At 46.8% G+C, this 22,899-nt stretch carries 19 protein-coding genes; 2 read left to right on the top strand and 17 right to left on the bottom strand.

Annotated elements, in window-relative coordinates; all coding sequences use genetic code 11:
• Positions 1-17 precede the first annotated feature (17 nt).
• On the bottom strand, positions 18-1,592 hold the full coding sequence (locus tag ACRBG0_RS06725) for a fibronectin type III domain-containing protein (RefSeq protein WP_431486138.1): 1,575 nt from the start codon (positions 1,590-1,592) through the stop codon (positions 18-20).
• A gap of 180 nt (positions 1,593-1,772) precedes the next feature.
• Between ACRBG0_RS06725 and glyA the strand changes: the two genes are divergently transcribed.
• On the top strand, positions 1,773-3,062 hold the full coding sequence (gene glyA, locus ACRBG0_RS06720; protein ID WP_431486137.1) for a serine hydroxymethyltransferase: 1,290 nt from the start codon (positions 1,773-1,775) through the stop codon (positions 3,060-3,062).
• 95 nt (positions 3,063-3,157) lie between these two features.
• Here glyA and ACRBG0_RS06715 read toward each other — a convergent pair whose 3' ends face one another.
• The 8 genes from ACRBG0_RS06715 to ACRBG0_RS06680 form a co-directional block, all read right to left on the bottom strand.
• Positions 3,158-3,952 (bottom strand): hypothetical protein, encoded by a 795-nt coding sequence (locus ACRBG0_RS06715; protein ID WP_431486136.1) that lies wholly within the window; start codon positions 3,950-3,952, stop codon positions 3,158-3,160.
• A 61-nt stretch (positions 3,953-4,013) separates the two neighbouring features.
• Positions 4,014-4,895 carry a hypothetical protein gene (locus ACRBG0_RS06710; protein ID WP_431486135.1) on the bottom strand — a complete coding sequence of 294 codons (882 nt, stop codon included), beginning with the start codon at positions 4,893-4,895 and terminating at the stop codon, positions 4,014-4,016.
• A gap of 33 nt (positions 4,896-4,928) precedes the next feature.
• On the bottom strand, positions 4,929-5,600 hold the full coding sequence (locus ACRBG0_RS06705) for a hypothetical protein (protein ID WP_431486134.1): 672 nt from the start codon (positions 5,598-5,600) through the stop codon (positions 4,929-4,931).
• Between the two features lie 98 nt (positions 5,601-5,698).
• A complete protein-coding gene (locus tag ACRBG0_RS06700; RefSeq protein WP_431486133.1) occupies positions 5,699-6,247 on the bottom strand; it encodes a carboxymuconolactone decarboxylase family protein in 549 nt (182 codons plus the stop codon).
• A gap of 167 nt (positions 6,248-6,414) precedes the next feature.
• Positions 6,415-7,260, bottom strand: a complete 846-nt coding sequence (locus tag ACRBG0_RS06695; protein WP_431486132.1) for a helix-turn-helix domain-containing protein — start codon at positions 7,258-7,260, stop codon at positions 6,415-6,417.
• Between the two features lie 95 nt (positions 7,261-7,355).
• The gene (locus ACRBG0_RS06690) at positions 7,356-7,724 is read right to left on the bottom strand and encodes a DUF1801 domain-containing protein (RefSeq protein WP_431486131.1); all 369 of its coding nucleotides are present in this window, start codon (positions 7,722-7,724) and stop codon (positions 7,356-7,358) included.
• A gap of 8 nt (positions 7,725-7,732) precedes the next feature.
• Positions 7,733-8,956: a WYL domain-containing protein gene (locus ACRBG0_RS06685; RefSeq protein WP_431486130.1), complete on the bottom strand. Its 1,224-nt coding sequence runs from the start codon at positions 8,954-8,956 to the stop codon at positions 7,733-7,735.
• A 320-nt stretch (positions 8,957-9,276) separates the two neighbouring features.
• Positions 9,277-9,735 (bottom strand): hypothetical protein, encoded by a 459-nt coding sequence (locus tag ACRBG0_RS06680; protein ID WP_431486129.1) that lies wholly within the window; start codon positions 9,733-9,735, stop codon positions 9,277-9,279.
• 165 nt (positions 9,736-9,900) lie between these two features.
• On the opposite strand from ACRBG0_RS06680, the gene ACRBG0_RS06675 reads away from it, so the two are divergent.
• Positions 9,901-10,725 carry a DUF6624 domain-containing protein gene (locus ACRBG0_RS06675; protein WP_431486128.1) on the top strand — a complete coding sequence of 275 codons (825 nt, stop codon included), beginning with the start codon at positions 9,901-9,903 and terminating at the stop codon, positions 10,723-10,725.
• On the opposite strand, the gene ACRBG0_RS06670 is transcribed toward ACRBG0_RS06675, so the two are convergent.
• The 8 genes from ACRBG0_RS06670 to ACRBG0_RS06635 all read right to left on the bottom strand — a co-directional run bounded on the left by ACRBG0_RS06670 (position 10,722) and on the right by ACRBG0_RS06635 (position 22,569).
• The gene (locus ACRBG0_RS06670; protein ID WP_431486127.1) at positions 10,722-11,741 is read right to left on the bottom strand and encodes a DUF6624 domain-containing protein; all 1,020 of its coding nucleotides are present in this window, start codon (positions 11,739-11,741) and stop codon (positions 10,722-10,724) included. The two genes, ACRBG0_RS06675 and ACRBG0_RS06670, sit on opposite strands and share 4 nt — an antisense overlap.
• 117 nt (positions 11,742-11,858) lie before the next feature.
• The gene (locus ACRBG0_RS06665) at positions 11,859-12,374 is read right to left on the bottom strand and encodes a mechanosensitive ion channel family protein (protein WP_431486202.1); all 516 of its coding nucleotides are present in this window, start codon (positions 12,372-12,374) and stop codon (positions 11,859-11,861) included.
• Positions 12,375-12,428: 54 nt separating this feature from the next.
• Complete coding sequence (locus tag ACRBG0_RS06660; protein WP_431486126.1) at positions 12,429-12,821, bottom strand: STAS/SEC14 domain-containing protein; 393 nt, start codon at positions 12,819-12,821, stop codon at positions 12,429-12,431.
• Between the two features lie 94 nt (positions 12,822-12,915).
• Positions 12,916-16,062, bottom strand: coding sequence for an efflux RND transporter permease subunit (locus tag ACRBG0_RS06655; RefSeq protein WP_431486125.1), 3,147 nt, complete (start codon positions 16,060-16,062; stop codon positions 12,916-12,918).
• 27 nt (positions 16,063-16,089) lie between these two features.
• A complete protein-coding gene (locus ACRBG0_RS06650) occupies positions 16,090-17,166 on the bottom strand; it encodes an efflux RND transporter periplasmic adaptor subunit (RefSeq protein WP_431486124.1) in 1,077 nt (358 codons plus the stop codon).
• Positions 17,167-17,190: 24 nt separating this feature from the next.
• Complete coding sequence (locus tag ACRBG0_RS06645) at positions 17,191-18,582, bottom strand: TolC family protein (protein WP_431486123.1); 1,392 nt, start codon at positions 18,580-18,582, stop codon at positions 17,191-17,193.
• Positions 18,583-18,647: 65 nt separating this feature from the next.
• On the bottom strand, positions 18,648-19,109 hold the full coding sequence (locus tag ACRBG0_RS06640) for a GbsR/MarR family transcriptional regulator (RefSeq protein WP_431486122.1): 462 nt from the start codon (positions 19,107-19,109) through the stop codon (positions 18,648-18,650).
• 214 nt (positions 19,110-19,323) lie between these two features.
• Positions 19,324-22,569 (bottom strand): VPS10 domain-containing protein, encoded by a 3,246-nt coding sequence (locus tag ACRBG0_RS06635; protein WP_431486121.1) that lies wholly within the window; start codon positions 22,567-22,569, stop codon positions 19,324-19,326.
• Between the last annotated feature and the right edge of the window lie 330 nt (positions 22,570-22,899).

Genomic DNA, 22,899 nt, shown 5'->3' with positions numbered 1-22,899 from the left:
TTACACCTTTACTTCCACTAAGGAATCGTAATGACAAAACGCCGATTGAGTTTATTATTCGCTTTTACAATCAGGCTGTATTCTCCGGAAGGAGCGTTGCTGAGGTCGAGCGATTTCTTGTAAGGCCCAGGGATTTGGCTAGGGTATTCGAGGCGAGCCATTTCTTGCATTCGGCTATTGATCAAAATGATTTGTACCTGTGCGGTTTCACCTAAGCTATAATCAATGTGAACATTGCCATTAATGTCAGGACTGATGTTGGCAACATTACCATTGTTATTGAGGGTGATATTGTTACCTGCTGGTGCTTGAGGGCGAGAATTGGGATTCATGATTCTGACAACATCCCCCTCCTTGGGGCTCCAAATGACTAGGCCGTAGGGTGGTTCAAAAATGTTGTCGGGGTTTACTTCTGCTACCCGGTTAGAGCCTTCCGTTTTTATGGTGCGAACTTCAATTTTGTCCTGGTCTACAAAAATCCACTTGAACTGGTTGAATCGGCCATAGCTGCGTGTCCAGGGCTTGGGGTCATCGGCTGCCCGTAGAGGAGCGCCCCAGCCGCCTTCGCCGGTATATACGGTACCGTTGGCATCGTCTCTAATGAAACCTTCATGACTGCCAGGTTCTTTGCTTGGGCGAATGGGCCAAGTACTTTTTACGACGTGGGCATCCGACTCCATAACGAGCTGGACCTTGTATTTGTGGAATAGGGTGGCCCACTGTGGGATCAAATCTTCTCGCTCGCGCTTTGCAGCCGTATGAGGGCGCATAGCCTGGTGGTATTGTACCATCCGCCAGGTGATTCCCTGGCTAGCCTGAAGGTCGCGACCCAACCAATCGCGTTGTTCGCCAGCGCCGGGAATTTGTGTGTTGAGGGTATATAGCCGGAATAAATTTCCACCCAGAGTAAGTGCATAATACACATCAGGGCTAGGGACATCAAAGCAATTAATTAATGGATCGTTACTGGATTCGTGATTGCCACGAGCGGGAATGATTGGGAAGATGCGACCATCGCTGCCAATAGTCAATTGCCAATCATCAAACCATTCGCGCCATTCGGTATCAGAGTCATCATCGGTCATGTCTCCGCCGAAGACGACACAGTGGGGCCGTAATTTACTGACCAGCCGATTGGCATCGCAGCGAGCAAGTCGGTGATTACGAGAGTCGCTTCCTGCAATAATAGCAAGGCGCTCACCTGGAGAATCCGGAGCGGTTTTAAAAGAATAACGCTTACTAACTCCCTCGGTATCCTGAATGACAAAATAGTAAACCGTATTGGGTTGGAGGTTTTCCAGTCGGGCAAAAACATTGTTCATGGCCTTGGCGCGTGCCGCCCGGGAAGGAGGAGATTGAAAACGGTAAGCCGCTGTATTTTGGCCGTGATCGGTTTGATCATAAAAAATGACCGGTCGCCCGCCTGATACTTGGTCCCAGCCAATGACCATGCTGGTTGCAGGGTTGCTACGCCAGGTTGCTCGTAGCCTTTCTACGCGGCTAAAAGCACACAATGGGAATAACAAACCAATGAATACCAGCCACAGGCCAGTAGCGTGTAAAAAGGAACGTAGGAGTGCCGATTGCGGCATAGGCTTCAGTGATTTTTGGCGTTAACGAGAAGACAAAGCTAATAACTAAGTTTGCAATTTGTAAAAAACGGCACTTCTGGCTTTGGGTAGACACCCTTATAAAGGTAAACCAAAGGTAAATTATTGTACCTTCGGCCCGGAATTCAGCTTTTTTAAATTTAATCTAACAGCGTAAGCAAAATGGCTACCGATACCCAACTTTTCGACCTTATTCAAAAGGAAAAAGAACGCCAATTACACGGCATCGAACTGATTGCCTCGGAAAACTTTACCAGTGCCGCTACCATGAAGGCGATGGGGAGTGTACTGACAAATAAATATGCCGAGGGGTATCCTGGTCGCAGATACTATGGTGGCTGTGAAGTAGTCGATGAAGTAGAACGCTTGGCTATCAGTCGTTTAAAGGAGCTTTTTGGTGCGGAATACGCAAATGTGCAGCCACACTCGGGAGCTCAGGCCAATGCTGCGGTATTCTTGGCAGTGCTTCAGCCCGGAGATAATATCCTTGGCTTTGACCTTGCTCACGGTGGCCACTTGTCACACGGTTCTCCTGTCAATTTTAGCGGAAAGGTCTACAAACCTCACTTCTATGGTGTAGAGCAAGACTCTGGCCTGATTGATATGGATAAGGTGGCAGCTAAAGCCCAAGAGGTAAAGCCTAAACTTATTATCTGTGGAGCTTCTGCTTATTCTCGTGATTGGGATTATGCTCGTTTTCGTGCGATTGCTGATGAAGTAGGTGCTTTGTTGCTTGCAGACATTGCTCATCCGGCTGGATTGATTGCCTCCGGATTGTTGAATGACCCGATGCAGCATTGCCATATCGTAACTTCTACGACGCATAAGACGCTACGTGGCCCACGTGGTGGTATCATTATGATGGGTAAGAATTTTGATAATCCTTGGGGACGTACAACTCGCAAAGGCACGCCACTGAAAATGTCGGCAGTATTGAATAGTGGTGTTTTTCCCGGTATGCAAGGTGGCCCGCTGGAGCACGTCATTGCAGCCAAAGCAGTGGCTTTTGGCGAATGTCTGCAACCTAGTTATAAAGCTTATGGCGAGCAGGTCATCAAGAATGCCCAGGTAATGGCCCAGGCTTTTGTAGAAAGAGGTTACAAAATAATCAGTGACGGTACCAGCAACCACCTTATGTTGATCGATCTACGCTCGAAAGGCGTAACCGGGAAAGTAGCTGAAGCAGCTTTAGGGATGGCTGATATCACCGTAAATAAAAACATGGTGCCTTTCGATACAGAATCTCCGATGGTGACCAGTGGCATTCGGATAGGTACAGCAGCAGTGACTACACGCGGGTTTACCGAAGAAGATTGTCTGCAAACGGTAGCATGGATTGATACCGTGCTCAGCGCACCGGAAGATGAGCAGCAAATTGCAAAAGTTCGTCAAGCAATTAACGCTCACATGGCTCCGTTTCCGCTTTTTGCGGGCGAGTCGGTGGAGGCGTAGATTAAGCTTAGTACTACTAATAAAAATTCCGAACGATACTTGTGATCGTTCGGAATTTTTGTTTTACGGAATACTTTATAAAATAAGCTGACGCTTTACCCTTCAATAAAATCCGCTGGCGGCGTAAAGAAGCCTTCCGCAGGAGTCATAAAGGAAATATTACTTAGCGTTGCTTCGCCCAATTGCTCTGTCAATCCCTGATCGGGTTGCCAGCCCCAGAATTTCCATTCGGTAGCAATGGGAATTCCATCGACCTTTTGATAATTAAGGTACTGGATAGCGTGTGGGTCTTCCTCGGCTTCGGCTTGGGATTTTCCTGCGGTAACAATGTAGGCAGCAACCTGTGTGAGTAGTGTTTCTGTATCGGCGTAAACGACATACCAATCATCGGGTGCATCGCCGGTGCCGGGGGTAAAGCTGAGTTTGCCAGTGGCGTAAGTGTCTCCGTTCAGATTTGTATCTGGATAATCACTCCATACGGTACCTCCATCATTAAGCTTGTAGGGTAGCATAAAGAAGTACGACCAGGTGTAGGCTGCAAAGCGGGTGCTTTTGAGGCTTTCGGTAGTCGGAGCAACAAACATTTTGTCATCCTGAACATAGATTTTCTTCCCGTCCTTGTAGGCGATCATCGCTTGGCGCGAATCTGTACTCAATGTCAGGGTGCCATTCAAGCGTTCGGTGCCTCCAAAGAAAAGCTGGAGGTCGAACTGAATAGCTTCATGCGACTGGAAGCTTTCCTTATGGTGTGCGGCTTCTATTTTCTGGGAGAAAGTCAGTGGAATAGCTGCTTCGACCTCCGGTGTTGTTTCCGGTGGGGCAGTTGCTGTTGGGCCACAGGACGCAAGAGAGAAGATGAATGTTGAAAAAATAAGAATACGTAAGATCATGGTTAGTTAGATTGTTAGTTAGTTTGGGGAGCGAACTTCCCATTTCCGGCTTTGAGAAAGATTAGTTGATTTTGTTTAGATCATAAAAGATACCTACAGAATAAGCGGGTGCTGCTGCGATAATTTCTCCGCGAAAGGCACCGGCAACGGAAGCTGATATTCCCCAACGGCCTTTGAGGTAGTAAGCTACCTCTAGCGCAACACCACTGAACTCGGTATTGTTGGCAAAAATACTGGTACTGGTTACGGTAGCAGCAGTTTCTCCATTTTTGAAGGACTCCACACTGTTGAGGCGACCAATAAACCAGAGTCGTTGATCCATGAGTCCCAAGCCCCATTCTACACCGTAGCGCAATTCTTCAGAAAAACCATTAGAACGATTGTTGACTCCCAGATAAACGCTGGCGTAGCTATTCACTTTTTTACCTAATTGGAAACTGGTACCTGTTTCGATTTGCAGAATCTGGTTGAATTCTCCATCCCCCGTTTGTAGGTTGTTTTGAATACCTGCAACTGATCGGCCAGTTGGCAAACCAAGAATCAAGGTAGCTGCCACGGGGAATTTGCTTCCGGGTTTGGTAAGACCGTATTTTATACCAAGATCAATATCTCCGAGACTATTAACGGCATCACCACTTTGAATAAGCTCACCCGTAGTGGTTGAGCGCAGGTTGTTGACGTAGTTGCGGCTAAATAAAGGGGCGTTAATGATGGTTGTGAAACGATCCGTTATCCCATATTCGGCGTAGAAGGTCGTATTAAAAATACCGGTTGTAACATTGGGGTCCAGTAGGCCAGCATCGGTATAGTGTTGGTCAAAAACGGTCCACCATTCTGATAGTTTTAGGTAGGCTTTCCCAGGGGCTTGTGGCCACGGACCACCTGCATGGAGCATCGTTGTGGATAAGGTAAGTAGTGTGAAAAGCAGCAAGGAATACCTCATGGTGATGTTGTTTGAATTAAAGGATGAAGGAGTTTATTGAATTTCACCATCTCCGACTTTTACGTTGAAGGGCTTGCAGAAGTAGAGGACGTAATTGTAATCGTTGAGGCCAGCAGCAGGAATCGTGTAGCTATGGGCACCCGAAAAAGTCGTGACCGGCCCAATTTCGTAGGCACTGGCGATCGTGTTAGGATTATTGGTCAGGTAAACATATAGTCCCGGTAGCGCTGTAGACGCACGATAGTTATCGGCAATGGATAGCTCAATATCATTACCAAGGGCAGATAAGGTGAAATCTCCTTCTAGTAGATAAGAACTGGTTGTAGCAATCGTACCACTTCGGGCAGTATTGACAATAACGGTTTGTTCACCTACGTGAACTTGGATGCTATCTTGTACCAGTTGACCATCATCGTTAAAAGTAGCTGTAATAGTGGCACCACCCACCTGTAGGCCTAGAGCCAACCCATTAGGGTCGATGCTAATGATCTCTGGCGCTGAGCTTTGCCATAAAATACTCACCTCTTCTGAGGTGCCAATATTATTGAGGTATAGGGCTGTGAAGCGAAATTCGCTATTGACGGCGAGGGTATCTACAGCTTGATCTATGCGGAGGATGGGATCAACGGTATCCGCAACAAAATCATCTTTGATACAAGAAGTAAATAAGATGAAAGAAGCTAAGAAAAGGAAGGTGAGTTTCATAATGTTAGGGTGTTTTGAGTGGTTTTTAATAAAAAAAGAGGTTCTTCCCCACTCAATGTTGAGGAAGAACCATCGACTATCTCAATCACACTTTATATTTAAGCATTAGCAGTTTCTAACGCTACAGCTGCGGGGAAATCCACGGGGAATTGGCCGATGCCGTGTAGAAAGTTGCTAATGATTTTGTCACCGATCACGATGAGAGTATCTACCAGGTTAGCTTTGGTGTAGCCGGCGTTGAGAAATGCATCAACATTGGCTTGGGCTGGTTTGCCACGCTGAATGGTGGTATCTTTTACGAACTTAGCCAGTGCATCCAACTTGGTGTCAAAAGAAGCTGAGCCACCTCGTAGCTCCAGGATTTGATCATCGTTGAAGCCGTTCATTTTCCCTAGTGCAGTGTGAGCTGCCAGGCAATAGGCACAGTCGTTGACTTGACTGACCACCAGGTTGATCACCTCACGTTCTTTGGCTTTGAGGCTGCTCTTTCTGTTTTGCAAAGCCAGGTAATCTGCTAGTGCTGTATCACTGTAAGCAAAGGTTGCATAGAGGTTAGGAACAAAACCCAGGCCTTTTTCCAGGTTGTCAAAAATGGCTTGGTTGCCAGTAGAAACTTGATTGCGGGTTGGAACTTGTAATACACTCATGATATACTGTTTTGAATTATTAATGTTCTTGTTTCGTTGAACAGTACAAAGATGGGGGTAAGCGTGGGGGAAAGGTTAGGATGTATTTCCCGGCAGCTGGTACAATTTTCCTTTTGATGGTTTTTTAGTGGCGGAGGCACAAAATCTTTAGATAGCTGCAATAAAAATCATCCCAAAACATGCTGCTCCCGAAAAGCCGAAGGTGTGAGCCCCGCCTGCTTTTTGAAAAAGCGACTGAAATAGGCAGGGTCATCAAAGCCCAAGTCGTAAGCAATTTCTTGGGTTTGTTTATCCGTGAAAAGGATAAGGCGTTTGGCTTCCAAGACGACCCTTTCCTGGATGATTTGCTGGGGAGACTGTTGGTTGTAGGTCGAGAATAGATTGGATAAAGTCTTGGGCGACTTGTGCAAGAGGTCGGCATAGTCTTTTACTTTGCGTAGCGTACGAAAGTGTTTGTCTACCAAAACATTGAACTGGCGAATGGTATCAATTTGTCCATCATTTAATTCCTGGACGATGAGTTGCTCTTTGGCCAACCGGGTACAAATAATGATGAGTCTTTTTAGGAGCATTTGCAACATATCTCCTTGAATATTATCGACGGTACGGAATTCTTCCAGAATTACTTCTAGCAAGAGCTCGAATTTGCGTTTCTGTTCAGCGGGAATGGTGATGATGGGTAAATCCTGGGTGCCGAAAAAGAGGATGCCATTACAGGAAACCTCCTCGTCGTGGTCTGCAATACAATAGAATTCCCGATTAAAAAGCAAGGCCGTTAATGGTGGCTCAGTGGTTGGGAAACGAAGGTGTTGGAAATAGGTAGTCGTGAGGAGCTGTCCGGGTTCTAGCTGGATGTCTAAGTCATCAAGATGAAGGGAGACAGGCTCATCGTTGCGGTTCCACAGAAATTGAATGACTCCTTCCTGGATGGAAAAGCTGTTGGTATCTTTTTGTAAATGATCAGTATAACCAAAAATAGCGCCGAGCTTACGATCCGTAAATTCCTGTTTCATGATACGAGGTTAGTCTGATATAGAAACGTAAGCACAAATTTTTTGGTTGCACAGGACTTTGATACATTGAGCGTGTTTGTCCGTTAGCGGTCGCTTCATTTTATTTTTATGATGCCATTTTTATATAGATCAAGCGCATCGTTTATGATGAGTTTGATGGTTGTAATGGGTAAATCTTTGGTAGGGTCAATGTTGAAAACTTTCATCCGGGTGCGCGTTCCTTGATCCAATTCGGGATGATCAAGGTGTTTACCTTCGACCATAAGTAGATAAGGTTGGCCCGTTTTCTTATCGGTCGACAGAAAACAAAACATCTTTTTGCGGTAGCAGAAGCAGGGCATACCCCACTTCTGCGTTTCCGAAATATTTTCATCTTGCTCAAGAATGATACTGCGCAAGGCCAAGAGACAGCTCTGATTGGGTTCTGTCTGGTTGGAATAGAAATGTTCTATATCTAAGTTCATCAGCTGTATTATTTGACCCCAACCAGGAATTCAATTTCTGCATCTAAGGGGTTTTGGGCCTTCTCGCCAAAAACTTCAAAGTCGGCATCATAGGTGCGATCGAGATCCATCTCCCATATTTTGTTCCAATGCTTCACGATGATGCCATCATTCAGGTTTCCCTTCGTAGTCGTTTTTATATAGTTACCTCCAGAAAGAGATTTTCCGACCATGTTTGCTGGAATATCCTCCAACGTTACCACCTTACAGCCAATCATAGCGGTGTATGGCTTGTTGTGGTCACCCTCGTAATCGGTGTAAAGCGAATAAACGGTGTTGTCTACCTTATTGGGGATTTTGCCAAGGATTTGTTCGCCCATAAATTTCCCCCAAAGTTCGCCGATATCCTGAGCGGCTTGCCCATGCTCATTGGTCGTTCTAATAGCGATTCCGATAACCTTAAAAGGCTCAATTTTGACTGTTTGCACGTCGTTGTTTTTTTGATGTAGTGCAAATGTAGCGGCATCAGGTGACAGCCTTGTGTCAGGGGTCGGTTCCCATTTTTTTCGGCACTCCTCCAGGTATTCGTTAAGCGTAAGCGAATGTGGTGCGAAGTTTTTGCCAGTGAAGGCTAAACCTTGAATACGATCTAACCGGAAAGCCCTGAAACCTTTCTTTAGCTGACAGAAAGCGATCAAAATCCAGTTGCCTTGGGTCGTATATACTGCAAAGGGCTCCACCTTGCGTTCGCTGCGGAAGTTATCCAGCGACAGATAATTGATCTTGACGGTCTTAAAATCAGCGATAGCCGATTGGAGCTGGATTAAATGATCACTGGTTTTTTCCTGGGTAGGGTTGTCACGAATTTGAATCCGATCAGCTAGAAATTCTGTTTTGATCTGGTGGTTGATCTTTAGGACAGACTTGATTTTGGTAAGCGCACTTTGGTAATGTTTCGCCAGTGATTGATCCTTGTTTTTGAGGAGGAGGAGTTCTGCGGTGATCAGCGCTTGGGTTTCCTCTTCGGAAAACATGACGGGTGGAAGCTTGTAACCTTCCATGATGGAGTACCCTTTTCCTTCTTCGGTAAGAATAGGAATCCCCGAGCTTTCCAGCGTTCTGATATCTCGGTACACCGTCCTGATACTGACCTTGTGTTTTTCGGCAATATCCCTTGCCGTCACAATCCGCTTGGATTGCAGTTGGGTGATAATTGCGGTCAACCTTGTCAGGCGGGGTTTGTCTGATGCCATTTTTTAGGAGCTTTCCCGGTAAAGATAGTTAGTTCCCAGGCTATTGTGTTCAGCACGATAGAAGTGTACTCGAATATTTGGGCAGCTGGCTGTGCCTGGCGGCTGGCCACCGCGCTATTCGCTCTTTCCGCACCCCGCCTCGGCGGGGAGTGCGGAACCGCTGCTATCGCTGCTGCTGCTCCTCTGTGCGCCGTGCTTCGCTATTCGTTACGCACCTTAGGAACAAATTTAACGCAGTTTGAGCTTCGGCCCAAACTGCGTTAAGAGTGCCAATTAAAGGAGATGTTCCTTCATAGCTAGTAAAATGGAGTGGCTTGCTGTTACAGCTTTCTCAATCTGAAAGTATACACGCCGTCACGAGTATGTGCCTTCAGGTTCAACTTGTTTTTGGTGATTAGGTTGATGGAAGTGAAGTAAGCAAAAGACTCGCGATTGTCTGCGTCGTAGAAATACATATCGAGGTAGAATTCTACCTCTTCGTCATCGTCTACAAAATCCCATTCACATTGGTAGAACATCTCCCACTCACCATCAAAGAAGGTGTTTTCCGAAGCGTCTTCGTAAACGGCGGCGTAGTCGCCGTAGAATTCAATCACATCGCCACGGAAATCGTCAATTACATTGTCTCGAAAGAGATCCCAATCGCTGCGGTAGAAAGCTTTGTCAAATTCCCAAGCACCTTCGAGTTTATCTTCGCGTCGTTCGAGTCGTGCATCAGGCGTACAGGAAAAAGTGGTAATAATAATACTCAGGATTACTAAAATTGCTAGGTGTTTCATGATCGTCGGGGTTTTATATAATTCAAAACTGTTTATTAAAAGTACACCTTGCAGGGGGAAGAGTTGCTGCGGAAATTTCGATTTAACGAGGGTTTAACGGTTTGGGACTATTACCGTATTCCTGGAAAAGTTAATTTGGGTATTTGTTAACTAACGCGCATCACGATGAATATTAAACTAACCGTTTTCAACGGAAAGACCACTCTTCTTTTACTTTCCTTACTCCCGTTTTTCTCTTGTCAGAAACCTGATTTTGGCCCGTTACAGAAGCTATCTGTGGAGGAATTGGTGCAACAACATCAAGATTCCGTGTTTTCACTCAGCGAGACCATCTTTCGATCTGAGGATGGTCGCAATGTCTCTGAAGAAGAGGTAGCGGCCTTAAAAGAAGGAACTTTGGCGATTGATTACTACGTCGATTCTTTGGGGGTAATTCGGGAAGGCATTGTTCGAAAGGCGAGCTTTGAAGATTATATTACGCGCATCTTAATTGCTAATATCGATTTTGATCCTGCAAAAGACGTGCCTGTACTTTCTTTTAATTGCGATAGCTTAAAGTACCAAATGCGTGATGTTTATAAATTTCAGCAGGAAGAATGGTCGGGATATGAGGAAAGTAATCCGCTCGGTTTTTTTGATTTTGAGCGAGCAAAAATTGTGTCCATTGTCAATCAGTGTGGTTTTCCTAATGTGGAATTGTTGGGCAAAAAAGGGCTAAGTACATTCTGGCTAATGATCCAACACAGTGAAGCTCCACTTATGGCCCATTATTATCTCGAAATAAAAAGGTTAGTTAAAGAAGGTGATTTACACGAAGAAGACTTAGCACTTACCACCGATCGACTATTGATGAATAACGATTATCTCCAAGTCTACGGGTCACAATTATTGAATGGAGAGCTGTACCCCATCGAAAATGCAGAGACGGTTGATCAACGTCGCGATTCTTTGGGGCTAGCGTCGTTGGAGGAGTATTTGGAGTATTTTTAGTGGGGTGGAAGGGAACGCCTCTCCTGCCAATATTCCAACACCCGCTGATCATCCAAATCAGCTGGAGAGGTGATTTCAATATCAAAAAAGGCAGCGTATTCTTTAATGGGTTCAAAACCGACACTCGCTCGGATGCTGTCGATATGGATGGGGTCTTCGACGGGGTAAACGGCTGATTTACCAGTATCCGGATGTTTGGCAATTTGGGTGCCGTAACGTTGCCTTTGGCCTCTTCTCATCAGCACGCGGTCCTGAAGGAAGGCGTAACTGGACATTCTGCTTTCCCCTTTTTCGGCAGACTCCCGCAGGAGCGGCAAGTATTTTTCCTGCACTTCGAGCGGGGAATGCTGGATTACCTGCCAGAGTGCCCGATTCGCCGGTTCTCCTATCTTGTTGATGGCTAGCCAACCGTGTTTATCCAGTACGGATGTTACATAGATGAGGTTGAAGCTGTCCTGCATTTCCATGAGGTCGTAGTAAGCATTCAGTTGGAGGGAGTCATCCGCAAATTTTTCCTGGGCGCAGCTGAGAAGTTGCCGCAGAGTTTGGTCTTTTATGCCAATGTCAATCAAGGTACTGGCGATGCCACCGTACTTTTTTCTTTTTGCGTAGTTGGTGTCCATTATTTCTCTGAAGCGTTCGTGCTGTCTGAGGAATTCATATTCCGGAGCGGTTTCCAAGGTTTCTAAAATATCCTGAGGTTGCCAGCGCAGTAACAAGGCTTTTTCCAGATAAAAAATAGAGCGTTCCTGATTGCCTGCTTCCGTCCAATACAAAAAACCATCCGTATAATAACCGCTATCGGGAAACTGTCCTCCCTTCATTTTCAGTGCTTGATCGCAGAGCTGACCTGCAGCTGCATATTGCCCCAAGTCGAATAAGCTATCGGCTTGGTGAAAAAGGCGATGAAATTCCTTGCCGTGAGAATTTTGAGCTGTAGCCTCGCTGGACAGTATACTGAACAGGATAAGTATACTTGCGCAAAGTGTAGTTTTTGTTAAGCTAAGAGAGTGCATAGAGAAATATTTATGGAAGCTAGACAAAATTGGGGAATTGGACTGAAAAAAAACTTGCCGTGTGGAATGATTTTGTTTAGATCATCCACATAATACTAATTTCCCCACAGGGTTATCTTAATTCCCCTTCAAAACAACCGTCGTATGTGGAAACGGAATTTCAATGCCTTCTTGGTCAAAGCGTTCTTTGATGGTTTTGTACAATTGGTTGCGCATATTGAAACCCGTCTGGTAGCTGGCCGCCCAAACCCAGGCTTTTAGTTTTACAGAGCTGTCGCCCAAGCCTATTACTTGTACATCTACCTTGGGGTCGCCTTTTGCTTTGGCTTGGGGTGTTCTGTTGTCCATACACAAGGGGTGGGTTTCGCAAGTTTCTTGCAGTATTTTTATCGCCTTATCCATGTCGGAATCATAGCTGATACCTACTTCAATCCATTCGCAAATTTTGAACTCTCCAAGATAGTAATTGACAATATTCTCTTTGTTGACGACAGCATTGGGGATGACAATACGCTTGTTCTGGAAATTATTGATTACGGTATGCCGTAGATTGACGTCCTCTACTCGGCCCATGATGTCGGCCCCGATTTTTATGACGTCGCCGATACGGAAGGGTTTAAAAAAAGCGATCACCAGTGCCGTTAAACGACACTGGATCACGCTGTATATACACCTTCATAAAACCTCTTAGAGAGTGTTGTGCTGCGCTTCGTTTATGCCGAGCCATTCCAAGGCGTATACATGTTCTTGAGGCTCAAAAAGCTGTAAGTCAAGCCCAGGAGTGAAAAAATCAATGAAACTTCCTGTCTTGCCAATCCACTCTTTTTGGGCTATCAGTGCAAATTTTTTCAGGCAGCCCAGCTCCGCGAAGTGAGTTTTGGTCATCTTCCATAGTGCGCGAAAGCTGCAAAAACCTTGAAAATCATAGAACTCTCCCAGTAAATAGATCGAACAGTTGGCGTCTTCACTCAATACCTCAATCTGATCTATCAGTGCTACTACTTCTTCGTGTACAAGCGCTTTGCTTATTTTAAAATGGATAACTTTCTGGCAATCGGAATTAAGTTGAGCTAAGTACATGACTTACTAAGTTTCAGTGAGAAATAAAAAGGAGATTGCCTGTTCAGAAGGAATAAATACTTCTTTCCAGGCAATCCCCAAAAGGGACAAACTGCTAATCTTGTTGAGAAGCGATGCCCATTGGTGTACCAGTGGTTGCTTTATTTTTCTTCGCTTGGTATCTTGCCCAACGCTCGGCGGCACCATCAACCATACGATAAGCTACAGGCACGATAATCATGGTAAGAATCATCGAACTCGTAAGCCCACCAATGAGTACCCAGGCCAAGCCGTTTTTCCATTCCGATCCTGCTCCCGTAGCGACAGCAATAGGAATCATAGCAATGACCATCGCGATAGTTGTCATCAGGATCGGGCGGAAACGTTCGAGTGTTCCTTTAACGATAGCGTCTTTTGAAGGCATCCCCTCTGCTTTGAGTTGATTGGTAAAGTCGACAATCAAAATGGCGTTCTTTACGACTAATCCTACCAACATGATTAGCCCAAGCATACCAAAGATGCTCATGTTTTTCATGGCTAAAGCCAATGCCAATAAAGCACCAATCAGGGCTACCGGAATAGAGAACATCACCACAAAAGGATACACATAACTGTCGTAAAGTGCTACCATGATGAGGTATACCAGCAGAATGGAGGTCATCAGTGCAAAGCCCAGGCTACCGAAGGCGTCGGCTTGGTTTTCCAGGTCACCGCCTTGCGATACACTTACGCTTTCAGGCATGTCCATCGCGTCGATGCGTTGTTGGATCTCGTCGCCTACGGATACCAGGTCACGACCCATGATTTGGCTTTCTACCGTGAGGGAGGAGATTTTATCCTTACGCTCCAGGCGGGAAGGCCCGCTACCTTCGGTAATTGTTGCAAATTGATTGAGTTTTATCAGCTCTCCGCGATTATTGAGGAAGGTCAGGCTTTCGATATCCACCTTGTTCTTGCGGTCGAAAGCATCCAGCTGTACACGAATGTCGTATTCGTATTCACCATCCTGGAAGCGGGTGTCCGTATTTCCTGTGAAGGCATTCTGCATGGTGATCCCTACCACGTCGAGGGTCAAGCCCAAATCGGCAAGTTTCTCGCGATCGATGTCTACTTCAATTTCAGGGTTGCCACCTTCTACCGTAGATTTTACTTCAGTGGTACCAGGTACTTTTTTGACTTCCTCTACCAGTTGTTCACCAAAAGCAATCATCTCCTCTACATTGGTGCCTTGTACGGTGAGTTGTACAGGAGCTGTCGTTCCTCCAGCCACCATACTTACGGGGGAGGCCGAGAATTTAGCACCGGGAATGGCGGTCGACAGGTCTTGTTTTACCTTACGAGAATATTCGTTGGAGTTGAGGTCACGTTCCTCTGCACTTACCAGTTTTACGTTGATTTCCGAGAGGTAGGCCGTGGAGGTCACACTCATCGCGCCACTGCTTTGGCCCACTGTGGTAAATACATTGGTTACTTCCGGTTGATTCAGAAGGTAATCTTCTACTTGTTGCGAGAGGATATTGTTTTGCTCAATGGGGCTCTCTTTGGGAAGTTCCATCTTGATCTGAAATTCACCATTGTCGCCATTGGAAGCAAATTCAGAACCGATGTATCCTCCGGTCATCAAACGGAAGGAAGCAAAGACCATCGCAAAAATGACGACCATTGTGGCAATCTTATTCCGCAAAGCAAAGTTGAGCAGCAAACGGTAACCGTTTTCAATGCTTTTGATCATACTTTCAAACCAAATTAAGGGCAACTGTAGCGGCTTTTTACGATCCAGGTGCGTCAGTTTGGTAAAGCGTGAAGCCAACCAAGGGGTAAGCGTAAAGGAAACCACCAAGCTGATAATCGTCGCTGCTACCACGACCAGCGAAAACTGCCGCAAAAGGTCGGCCACAATACCCGATACCATACCGATGGGTAAAAACACCACCACAATCACCAGGGTGATAGAGAAGACGGATAGGCCGATTTCCTTCCAGGTACCCTCGGCAGCTTCTCGCGCTGAGGCTCCTTTTTCCATTCGGGCATGGATGTTTTCCAGCACCACGATACTATCATCCACCAGAATGCCAATCACCAGTGACAGTGCCAGCAAGGTCATCAGGTTGAGCGTAAAGCCAGCCAAGCTCATGACCGCGAAGGTAGAGATGATGGATACCGGAATGGCTACCATTACAATCAAGGCATTGCGAAAGTTGTGTAAAAAGAACAGCATGATCACCGCCACCAGTACTACGGCCAACATAAGGTCGTCGATGACGTGATTGGCTGCTTCGAGGGTAAATACGGAGCTGTCGTTGGCGATTTCGAATGTCAGGTTCTGGCTGGCGTATTGCTCTTCTATAACCGTGAGGCGTTCGCGCACCTTTTCACTTACTGCCACGGTATTGCCGTCGCTTTGTTTACTAATGGTAATACCCAGCGAAGGTTTGCCATTGATTCGCGAGATCGTTTGTGTTGCTTGCTTGGTGTCGTATACTTCGGCCACATCTTTCAAGCGAACTTGCGAGCCTGTTGAAGTGGTCGTAAGTGTAAGGTTACGCAATTGTTCCAGGCTCTGAATTTTGCCCGATAGGCGTACCAGAACATTCTGATCCGTATCCTTGATACTACCTGTTGGGAAGTTGAGGTTCGATTGGGCGATGGCTTGCGAAATCTGAAGAATCGACAAGCTGTAATATTTCAGTTTATCGGCATTTACGTTGATATTGATTTCGCGATCGGCACCACCAATGATGTTTACTTGTGCTACACCTTCAATACGCGCCAGTTCGGGCTGGATTTTATCTTCAAATAGCTTGGTGAACGCCACATCCTCCATCGTAGAGGTCGCACCCAACCGCATAATTGGTAGCTCATTTAAAGAGAACTTGCCAATACTTGGATCATCAATATCTTCAGGCAAATCGGAATTGATAGCATCGATCTTGCGTTGAGCATCTTGTATGATTTGATCTACATCAGAACCGTACTTCAACTCTACCACCACATTGGAAAAGCCTTCCATTGAGATGGCTTGTGTGCCATCGAGGTTTTCCAGGGAGGACAGCGCATTCTCAATGGGCTTTGTCACAGAAGTTTCTACCTCTGAGGGGGTAGCGCCGGGATAAATGGTTGAAACGGTTATCACCGGCGAAGAAATGTCTGGTAATAATTCGTAGGTCAGGGTCGAATAACCGTATAGACCAAAGAATACCAGTATGCTGAATAGTACCACCACCAAGGTGGGGCGGTTAACTGCTAATTCGGTAATCGTCATGATTATATTTTAAAGAGGGGAAGGGAGTTACTTAATTACTTTCACCTGGCGGCCGTCATCCAGGTTGATCTGGCCGGTAGTGATGACTTGGTCGCCTTCTTGCAGGCCCGATAGAATGACTACCTGGTCACCGATGGTTTCGCCTACTTCTACATTTTTCAGGGAAGCAATATTGCCGTCTTTCAGTACGTAAACCTGTGGCTGCTTGAGGCTTCCGGCGACGCTCTTGCGAGGAACAGTCAGGACAAATTTTTCGGTATTATCACCGGTAGGAATAATCGCCGTGCCATACATACCCGCTTTGAGGGGGTGCTGGCGGTCATTGTTGTTGAGTTCTACGGCAATCTCGTATTTACGAGCTGCGTCGGCTTGCACACCGATTTGATTTACCTTCCCCTTAAAGATTACATCAGGATAAACATCGGTGGTGATGTTTACGGATTGCCCCACTTTGATTTTTACGACATCACGCTCATCTACCATCACGATCATGTTGAGCTGGCTGATGTCAACAACGGTAGCAATCTCTGTGCCCGGATTAGTGAAACTGCCTTCTTCGAGTAAAATCTCACTGACGATACCGTTCATCGGTGATTTGACGCGAGTGTACTGCAACTGCTGTTGAATAGCGGTAATGTTCGATTGCTGGTTTTGCATGCCCAGTTGAATTTCTTCAAATTGAGTTTGGCTGATGGCACCTACTGAAAGGAGGTTGCTGTAGCGTTCTACGTCTTTTTTCGCTTTGTCGAGCGAAGCCTGAGCGGTAGTCAGTTGTGCACGTATGGAAGCATCATCAATGCTGGCGATCAGTTGGCCACGGCCAATGCTTTGTCCTTCGGTTACTTTCAGGCTGGTGATTCTACCTTGTGCTTCTGCAATAATGGAGAGTTCTTTGCGAGCAGCAAAAGTACCAATGATGGCCAATTCGTTATTTACTTTCTGGCTGTTTACCGTCGTTGTAGTTACGGGGATAGCTGTAATCTTTACTTCTTGCTGTTGGGCTTTTTCGTCGATGATCGCTTTGTTGGCGCTTAGTTTTTGGTAGCCTAAAAAGCCGATAAATAAGACGGCCAAAGTGATGATTGCTGGCTTAATATATTTCATTCTGATTTTTTATTAATGGGGTGATTATTGATTGTTGCTGAGCGAATTGGTCAGTTTGGCCAGTTGGCCACTTGATTTGATGTATTCGAGTTCTGCTAGTTTGAGGTTGATGAGCGCCGTCAGGTAGTGAGTCTGAGATTCCCGCAAGCCAGTTTCAGCGTTTAGCAGCTCGGTAAGTGGAGCTACGCCTTCCTGGTAGGAGAGCTTGGTTATGTCGTATACTTCCTGGGCTAGTTCCATATTGGCAGACTGGGTGCTGACCAATTTTTTACTTTGCTGGATGTTGTTAGCAGCGTTGCGGAACTCCATTTTGGTTGCATTCTCCAGTTGTTGGATATCGAGTGTGAGCTGCTGCCGTTTGATATAGTTTTCTTCTAACTGGCGTTTGGTCTGAAAACCATTGAAAATAGGAATCGACATGTTGATGCCCCAGAGGCCAGATCTGAATCCTGAGTAGTTTCCATCTTTGAGGTTGAACTCATTAGCTTGGCCTGTATAGCCGTACTGAGCAAAAGCGGAAATTTGTGGATACCTGTCTGCATTGATAACATCATCGTCCATAATATTGAGCGCCATTTGGTTTTGCAGCAATTGATAGTTGATATTCGATGCCATGAGTAGGGTGTCGGAAAGCGGATAAGACTGGGCTTCGTCCAGTTTCTCCGTAAGCTCTAGTGGCTGCGACATATCCAAGGCCAGATAGAACCGGAGTACGTTCAATTGTTGCTCCAGCCCAATCTCCAGGTTGGATAATTCAGAAAGTAGATTGGTACGATTTACCTTGATCTGGTCTACGTCGAGTTTTTTGACAATGCCGTTTTCAAATTGCGCCTGAGCGACATTAACCAGCGTGTTTACTTGTTCGATATTAGCTTCAAGGATGCTGCGTTGTTCGGCATTGATCTGGTACTGAATGTAGACTTGTGCTACATTGTATACCAAGTCCTCTAAAGTTGCCAAATACTGCAATTGTACGGTAGTGCGACTAGCATCCAGTTTTTTGAGATTGGTACTATATGCACGACTGTAGATCAATTGGTTGACTTCTACTCCGGCGTTAATGCCATAGCGGTTGCCAAAAGTGACCGCTATCTGGCCGCTTTGTCCGAATATTTCGCCAGGAAGAATTTGTTGAGGCAAAGAAAAGTTATCTGTAAAGCCTGTTGTGCCTGTTATCTGAGGCAGGCCAGTTCCTTTGACGCGTTGCACCTGCTTTTCGAGGAGAACGCTACCCATTTGTACTCGCTTTAGGTTAGGATTGTTGTCAATAGCCAGCTTTACTGCCTGTTCCAGGCTTAAGCTCATGCTTTCGGGCAGGCCAGTTGTAGGAGGTATTGCATTGTATTGACTCTTTAGCGGGCCACTTGCAGCGACCACCATCACTAAAACGCAGCTGATGATTTTTAAATAGTTCACTTTGTTTTGTTAGTTTTCTGTTGATTGTTAGTTCTTTACTAAAAGAACCAATATGGCAAAAAAAATTACTTATTATTCCATTTTATAACCGCTTTTTCAATTTCATCCTGGAGGAATAATTGAAATTCGACTAGTTTCTTAAGGTCATTGTTGAAGTCCTGGTGTTTGCTTTCTGCTCGTTGTACCAATACATCTTCCAAAAGGACATTGAGAGCTGTTAGGTTCTTTAAACTGTCAGCTAAGCGTTTGTGCCAAGTTTTAGTGTTGATTTTAAAATACCGTTTACGATCACCACTAAAAGTCAAATAATGGACGGCACCTACTTGTTGTAACCGGTTTAGTGCGTTGCTTACAGCGCTTTTACTGGCACTCAAAAACTCTCGAATTTGATCAAAAGACTGGTGCGGAGGCTCTGACAGTAGCAAAAGTGCAAATACCCTTGCCTCCATCGGTCTGCGATCAAGTTTTTCCAATATTACTCCAAGTTTTTCCACTTTTTGCTTGATGCCTGCTTGAGTTGTATTCATCGTTATTTGGTTTGACAGCACAAAGATAAGGAGTTTTTTTAGTTCTGTAACAGGAGAACTAAAAAAGATTAATAATTTTTATGCCAAGAAAAATAGGATGCTGAAAAGTAACTGATACAAGATTTAACAAAGTGTACCGAAATACTTCCTTTATGAGGGGGAGCAACCCTGCCCCGACCAGCGGAAGGGGCAGGGTCGCTCCCAGATGATAGTCTTACTCCATCTTCACTGCTTCCATCTCCTTGAAGAGTTGCACGGTGATGGCTTGTACTTTGGTACGGTAGTCTACAAAATCTTCCGTCACGAGTTTGTTTACGCGCTCTAGAACTTCCGCGGTATGTTGGCGGGCTTTCTCCAGGGTAAAGCCTACCATCTGGCTAGGCTCACCATTGATGTCGCTGATGTAGCGGCGCACGCTTCGGAGACTGTTCATCAAGGTGTTGGGGTCGCGCTTGATGCCTTTTACATCAGCAGGCTCCATAAAGAGTTCCTCGACCTGGGCGATGCTGTCGCGTAGGGCTTTGCTCCATTTTTTGACTTGCTGCTGCGTAGAATCTGGTGCGTGTACCAGGGCTTGCTCTACCAGTTTCATGTCTTTCTGCATTTCCTGCAAGTGGTTGAAAGCTTCGGTAGCGGCAGTGACAATCTTCTCTAACTCAGCATTAGCAGCCTCTTGGTTAGCCCAGGTGTTGGGAGCGTACTCAATGCGTGGGTCGGCGTGTACCGTTACGGTCGTTTTACCGGTTTCTTCGCCGTAGGTCATTAGTAGCGTGTAGGTGCCAGGGGCAACACTCGCGCCCGTCGGAGGGTCTGCATCAGGCCTGCGTTCGCGGCGACTCGGGAATGAAAAACCATCTCCGCGCAGGTTCCAGGTGAAGCGGTTGAATCCTGGCTCTACTTTCTGCGTAAAGGTGCGAATGGTATCGCCAGCACTGTCGATGACCTGAATTTTCACCTTGTCGCTGCCGCCTTTTTTCTTGCGCTTAGGTTGTTCTTCGGCTTCTTCGTCCCCTTCTTCCTGATCTTTCATTTCCTCTTTAGGAGCTTCTTCGTCTTTCTTGTCTTTGGGTTTTACCCATACCGTGAGCAGCGCACCACGAGGGCGGTCTTCTCCTACAAATTCGGCATCAGCAATAAAGCGAATCCCTTGGTAGCTACGCGTCTCCGCCAGGTAAGCATCAGGAGAAGGGAAGGTGGCGAATGGCTTCTCCAGGATGGCGCCTTCTGTACGGGCTACTTCCCGCATTGGGCGCAAGTCGTCCAAAATCCAGGCGGCGCGGCCAAAGGTGCCAATAATCAGGTCTTGCTCGCGCGGGTGAATTTTCATATCAGCTACAGGCACACCGGGGAATCCTTCGGTCCACTTCGTCCAGTTTTTGCCGTAGTCAATACTGAAGTACAGGCCGTGGTCGGTACCCAGCCAAAGGTGGGCAGGCACTTTAGGGTCTTGCACTATGCTGAGGGTGTATCCGCTCACATCGTCGCCGTCGGCTATCCTGTCCCAGTTTTGGCCGTAAGTGCGGGTGTGGTACACCATTGGCTCAAAATTGTTGCGGCGATAGTCATTCACAATAACAAAAGCTTCTCCCTGATTTTTTTGCGATACCTCAATGTAAGGAATCCAGCTGCCGGCTGGTGCACCTGGTAGTTTGGCCGCAAGGTTTGTCCACGAATCACCACCGTCATGCGTCAGTTGCAGGTTGCCGTCGTCGGTGCCTACCCACAGGGTTTGCGCGTCAAAGGGGTCGGGGGCAATAGCCAAAATAGTGGTGTAGTTTTCGGCTTGCGTAGCATCATAGGTCAATCCACCACTGATGTCGGCCTTTTGCTTCTCGGGGTCATCGGTCGTCAGGTCCGGGCTGATGATGGTCCAGTTTTGGCCGCAGTCGGTGCTCTTATGCACGTATTGGCTACCAAAGTAGATGGTGTTTTCTTCGTGTGGGTCTTGCGCCATAGCAGCATTCCAGTTGAAGCGCAGACGTTCTCCATCTGGGTGAACGGGTTTAATGAAGGTCGTCGCGCCGGTCTTGCGGTCTACCAGGCCTACGTTGCCCCCCTGACTCATGGCGTACACGTAGCGGTTATCGCTTGGCTTGAAGAAGAGGTCAAATCCATCGCCAAAGAACACTTCTTGCCAATCGTGGTTGGTGATGCCGCCGCTCTTCCAGGCTTGGCTTGGGCCTACCCACGAGCCATTGTCTTGCATACCACCGCCCACGTTGTAGGGGATGTCCATATCGTGGTTGATATGGTAAAACTGCGCTGCTGGGATATTGGTCACAAAACGCCAGGTCTTGCCTCGGTCGCGGCTTATGTTTAGACCACCATCGTTACCTTCAATCAGATAGTTGGGGTCATTGGGGTGTACCCAGAAAGCATGGTGGTCGGGGTGAACATTGGTGCCATAATCCAGGATGACTTTAAAGGTCTTGCCTCCATCTTCACTTAAGCTTACGTAGGTGTAGAGGTTATAAATCCGGTTTTCGTTGACGGGGTCTACATAAAGTTCAGCGTAGTAAAACGGCCGGTTACCGATGTTCTTTTCGCTAACGAGGTTCCATTTCTTGCCACCGTCGGTACTTTTGTACAAGCCGTTTACTTTGGCTTCTATCAGTGCGTAAATGATGTTGGGTTCGCTAGGCGCAATGGCCAGACCAATCCGGCCAAGGTCGCCTTTAGGAAGGCCATCTTCCGCAGTGCGTTGCACCCAGGTGTCGCCACCATCGTAGGTCATGTATAGGCCAGATTGTGGTCCGCCAGAGTTGAAGTACCAAGGGTCGCGGTCAAATTCCCACATAGCAGCGAGCAGTTTGTCTGGGTTGGTGGGGTCTACCACGAGGTCGGCGATACCTACACCGTCGGCTACTTTCAGTACGTGTTCCCAAGTTTTACCACCATCTTCGGTACGGAAAACGCCCCGCTCGGGGTTGGGGCCCCAGATAGAGCCCATGGCACCCACGTATACGATATCGGGATTGTCGCGATGGACGATGATACGGTGAATGTTTTGTGTTTCCTCCAGCCCTACGAGCTCCCAAGTGTCGCCACCATCGCGGCTGCGGTAGAGGCCCTGTCCGGTATTGTGGCTGTTTCTTGGGTTTCCTTCGCCAGTGCCTACCCAAATTTCGTCGGGATTGCGTTGGTTGATTTTGATAGCACCAATAGATTGTAATGGCTGTTTGTCAAAGATCGCTTTCCAGGCGATGCCACCGTCGGTGCTTTTCCAGACGCCCCCAGAGGCATTGCCTGCGTATATAATTTCAGGGTTGCTGAGGTCAACATCAATGGCGGTGACGCGGCCACTCATGCCAGCGGGGCCAATGTTGCGGGGAGCTAAGTCGCCAAAGTATTTCTGTTCAGGTAGCTCTTGCGCTACCAAGCTGAAAGCCAGCAGCTGTAAAATGATAAGGGCAAAGACGTTGCGATGCAATGTCTGTAGAAGGTTTGTGAATTGTCGCATACTAGTGTGGGTAAAAGACATTATACCGCAACGTTTCAGTTGCTATAACGCCTATTCAATAAAGGTTTTTAAAAGGGATTCTTCCCATTGGTAAAGAAAAGCAAAAGAGGCAGTTTTGCAAAATGATTCACTGCATCAGGGTAGTTAGACGCTGCTTTCTAATGACTTGTTTCCGTATATGGGCACTTCCCCTCCGCAAGCTGCGGGGCCGGGCCGTCCGCCACGCGCTATTCGCTTGGCCCTGCGGGCGCCCCGGTACCCGGTGCTGGCTCCCACCCCTAGTGCGGTGAGACGGGTGAGCGTGTTCTATGTATGATCGCACTGGTACGA

It is taken from the genome of Lewinella sp. (assembly GCF_050633125.1).
In the GTDB taxonomy this organism is placed as follows: Bacteria; Bacteroidota; Bacteroidia; order Chitinophagales; family Saprospiraceae; genus Lewinella.
This window is presented reverse-complemented; position numbering and strand designations above follow the sequence as displayed.

Excerpts from the sequence above, each read along its gene's own strand:
- ACRBG0_RS06655 (WP_431486125.1), bottom strand. The coding sequence starts at position 16,062 with ATGACGATTACCGAATTAGCAGTTAACCGCCCCACCTTGGTGGTGGTA.
- glyA (WP_431486137.1), top strand. The coding sequence starts at position 1,773 with ATGGCTACCGATACCCAACTTTTCGACCTTATTCAAAAGGAAAAAGAA.
- ACRBG0_RS06660 (WP_431486126.1), bottom strand. The coding sequence starts at position 12,821 with ATGTACTTAGCTCAACTTAATTCCGATTGCCAGAAAGTTATCCATTTT.
- ACRBG0_RS06680 (WP_431486129.1), bottom strand. The coding sequence starts at position 9,735 with ATGAAACACCTAGCAATTTTAGTAATCCTGAGTATTATTATTACCACT.
- ACRBG0_RS06725 (WP_431486138.1), bottom strand. The coding sequence starts at position 1,592 with ATGCCGCAATCGGCACTCCTACGTTCCTTTTTACACGCTACTGGCCTG.
- ACRBG0_RS06705 (WP_431486134.1), bottom strand. The coding sequence starts at position 5,600 with ATGAAACTCACCTTCCTTTTCTTAGCTTCTTTCATCTTATTTACTTCT.
- ACRBG0_RS06685 (WP_431486130.1), bottom strand. The coding sequence starts at position 8,956 with ATGGCATCAGACAAACCCCGCCTGACAAGGTTGACCGCAATTATCACC.
- ACRBG0_RS06715 (WP_431486136.1), bottom strand. The coding sequence starts at position 3,952 with ATGATCTTACGTATTCTTATTTTTTCAACATTCATCTTCTCTCTTGCG.
- ACRBG0_RS06675 (WP_431486128.1), top strand. The coding sequence starts at position 9,901 with ATGAATATTAAACTAACCGTTTTCAACGGAAAGACCACTCTTCTTTTA.
- ACRBG0_RS06690 (WP_431486131.1), bottom strand. The coding sequence starts at position 7,724 with ATGAACTTAGATATAGAACATTTCTATTCCAACCAGACAGAACCCAAT.
- ACRBG0_RS06640 (WP_431486122.1), bottom strand. The coding sequence starts at position 19,109 with ATGAATACAACTCAAGCAGGCATCAAGCAAAAAGTGGAAAAACTTGGA.
- ACRBG0_RS06695 (WP_431486132.1), bottom strand. The coding sequence starts at position 7,260 with ATGAAACAGGAATTTACGGATCGTAAGCTCGGCGCTATTTTTGGTTAT.
- ACRBG0_RS06635 (WP_431486121.1), bottom strand. The coding sequence starts at position 22,569 with ATGCGACAATTCACAAACCTTCTACAGACATTGCATCGCAACGTCTTT.
- ACRBG0_RS06670 (WP_431486127.1), bottom strand. The coding sequence starts at position 11,741 with ATGCACTCTCTTAGCTTAACAAAAACTACACTTTGCGCAAGTATACTT.
- ACRBG0_RS06710 (WP_431486135.1), bottom strand. The coding sequence starts at position 4,895 with ATGAGGTATTCCTTGCTGCTTTTCACACTACTTACCTTATCCACAACG.
- ACRBG0_RS06700 (WP_431486133.1), bottom strand. The coding sequence starts at position 6,247 with ATGAGTGTATTACAAGTTCCAACCCGCAATCAAGTTTCTACTGGCAAC.
- ACRBG0_RS06650 (WP_431486124.1), bottom strand. The coding sequence starts at position 17,166 with ATGAAATATATTAAGCCAGCAATCATCACTTTGGCCGTCTTATTTATC.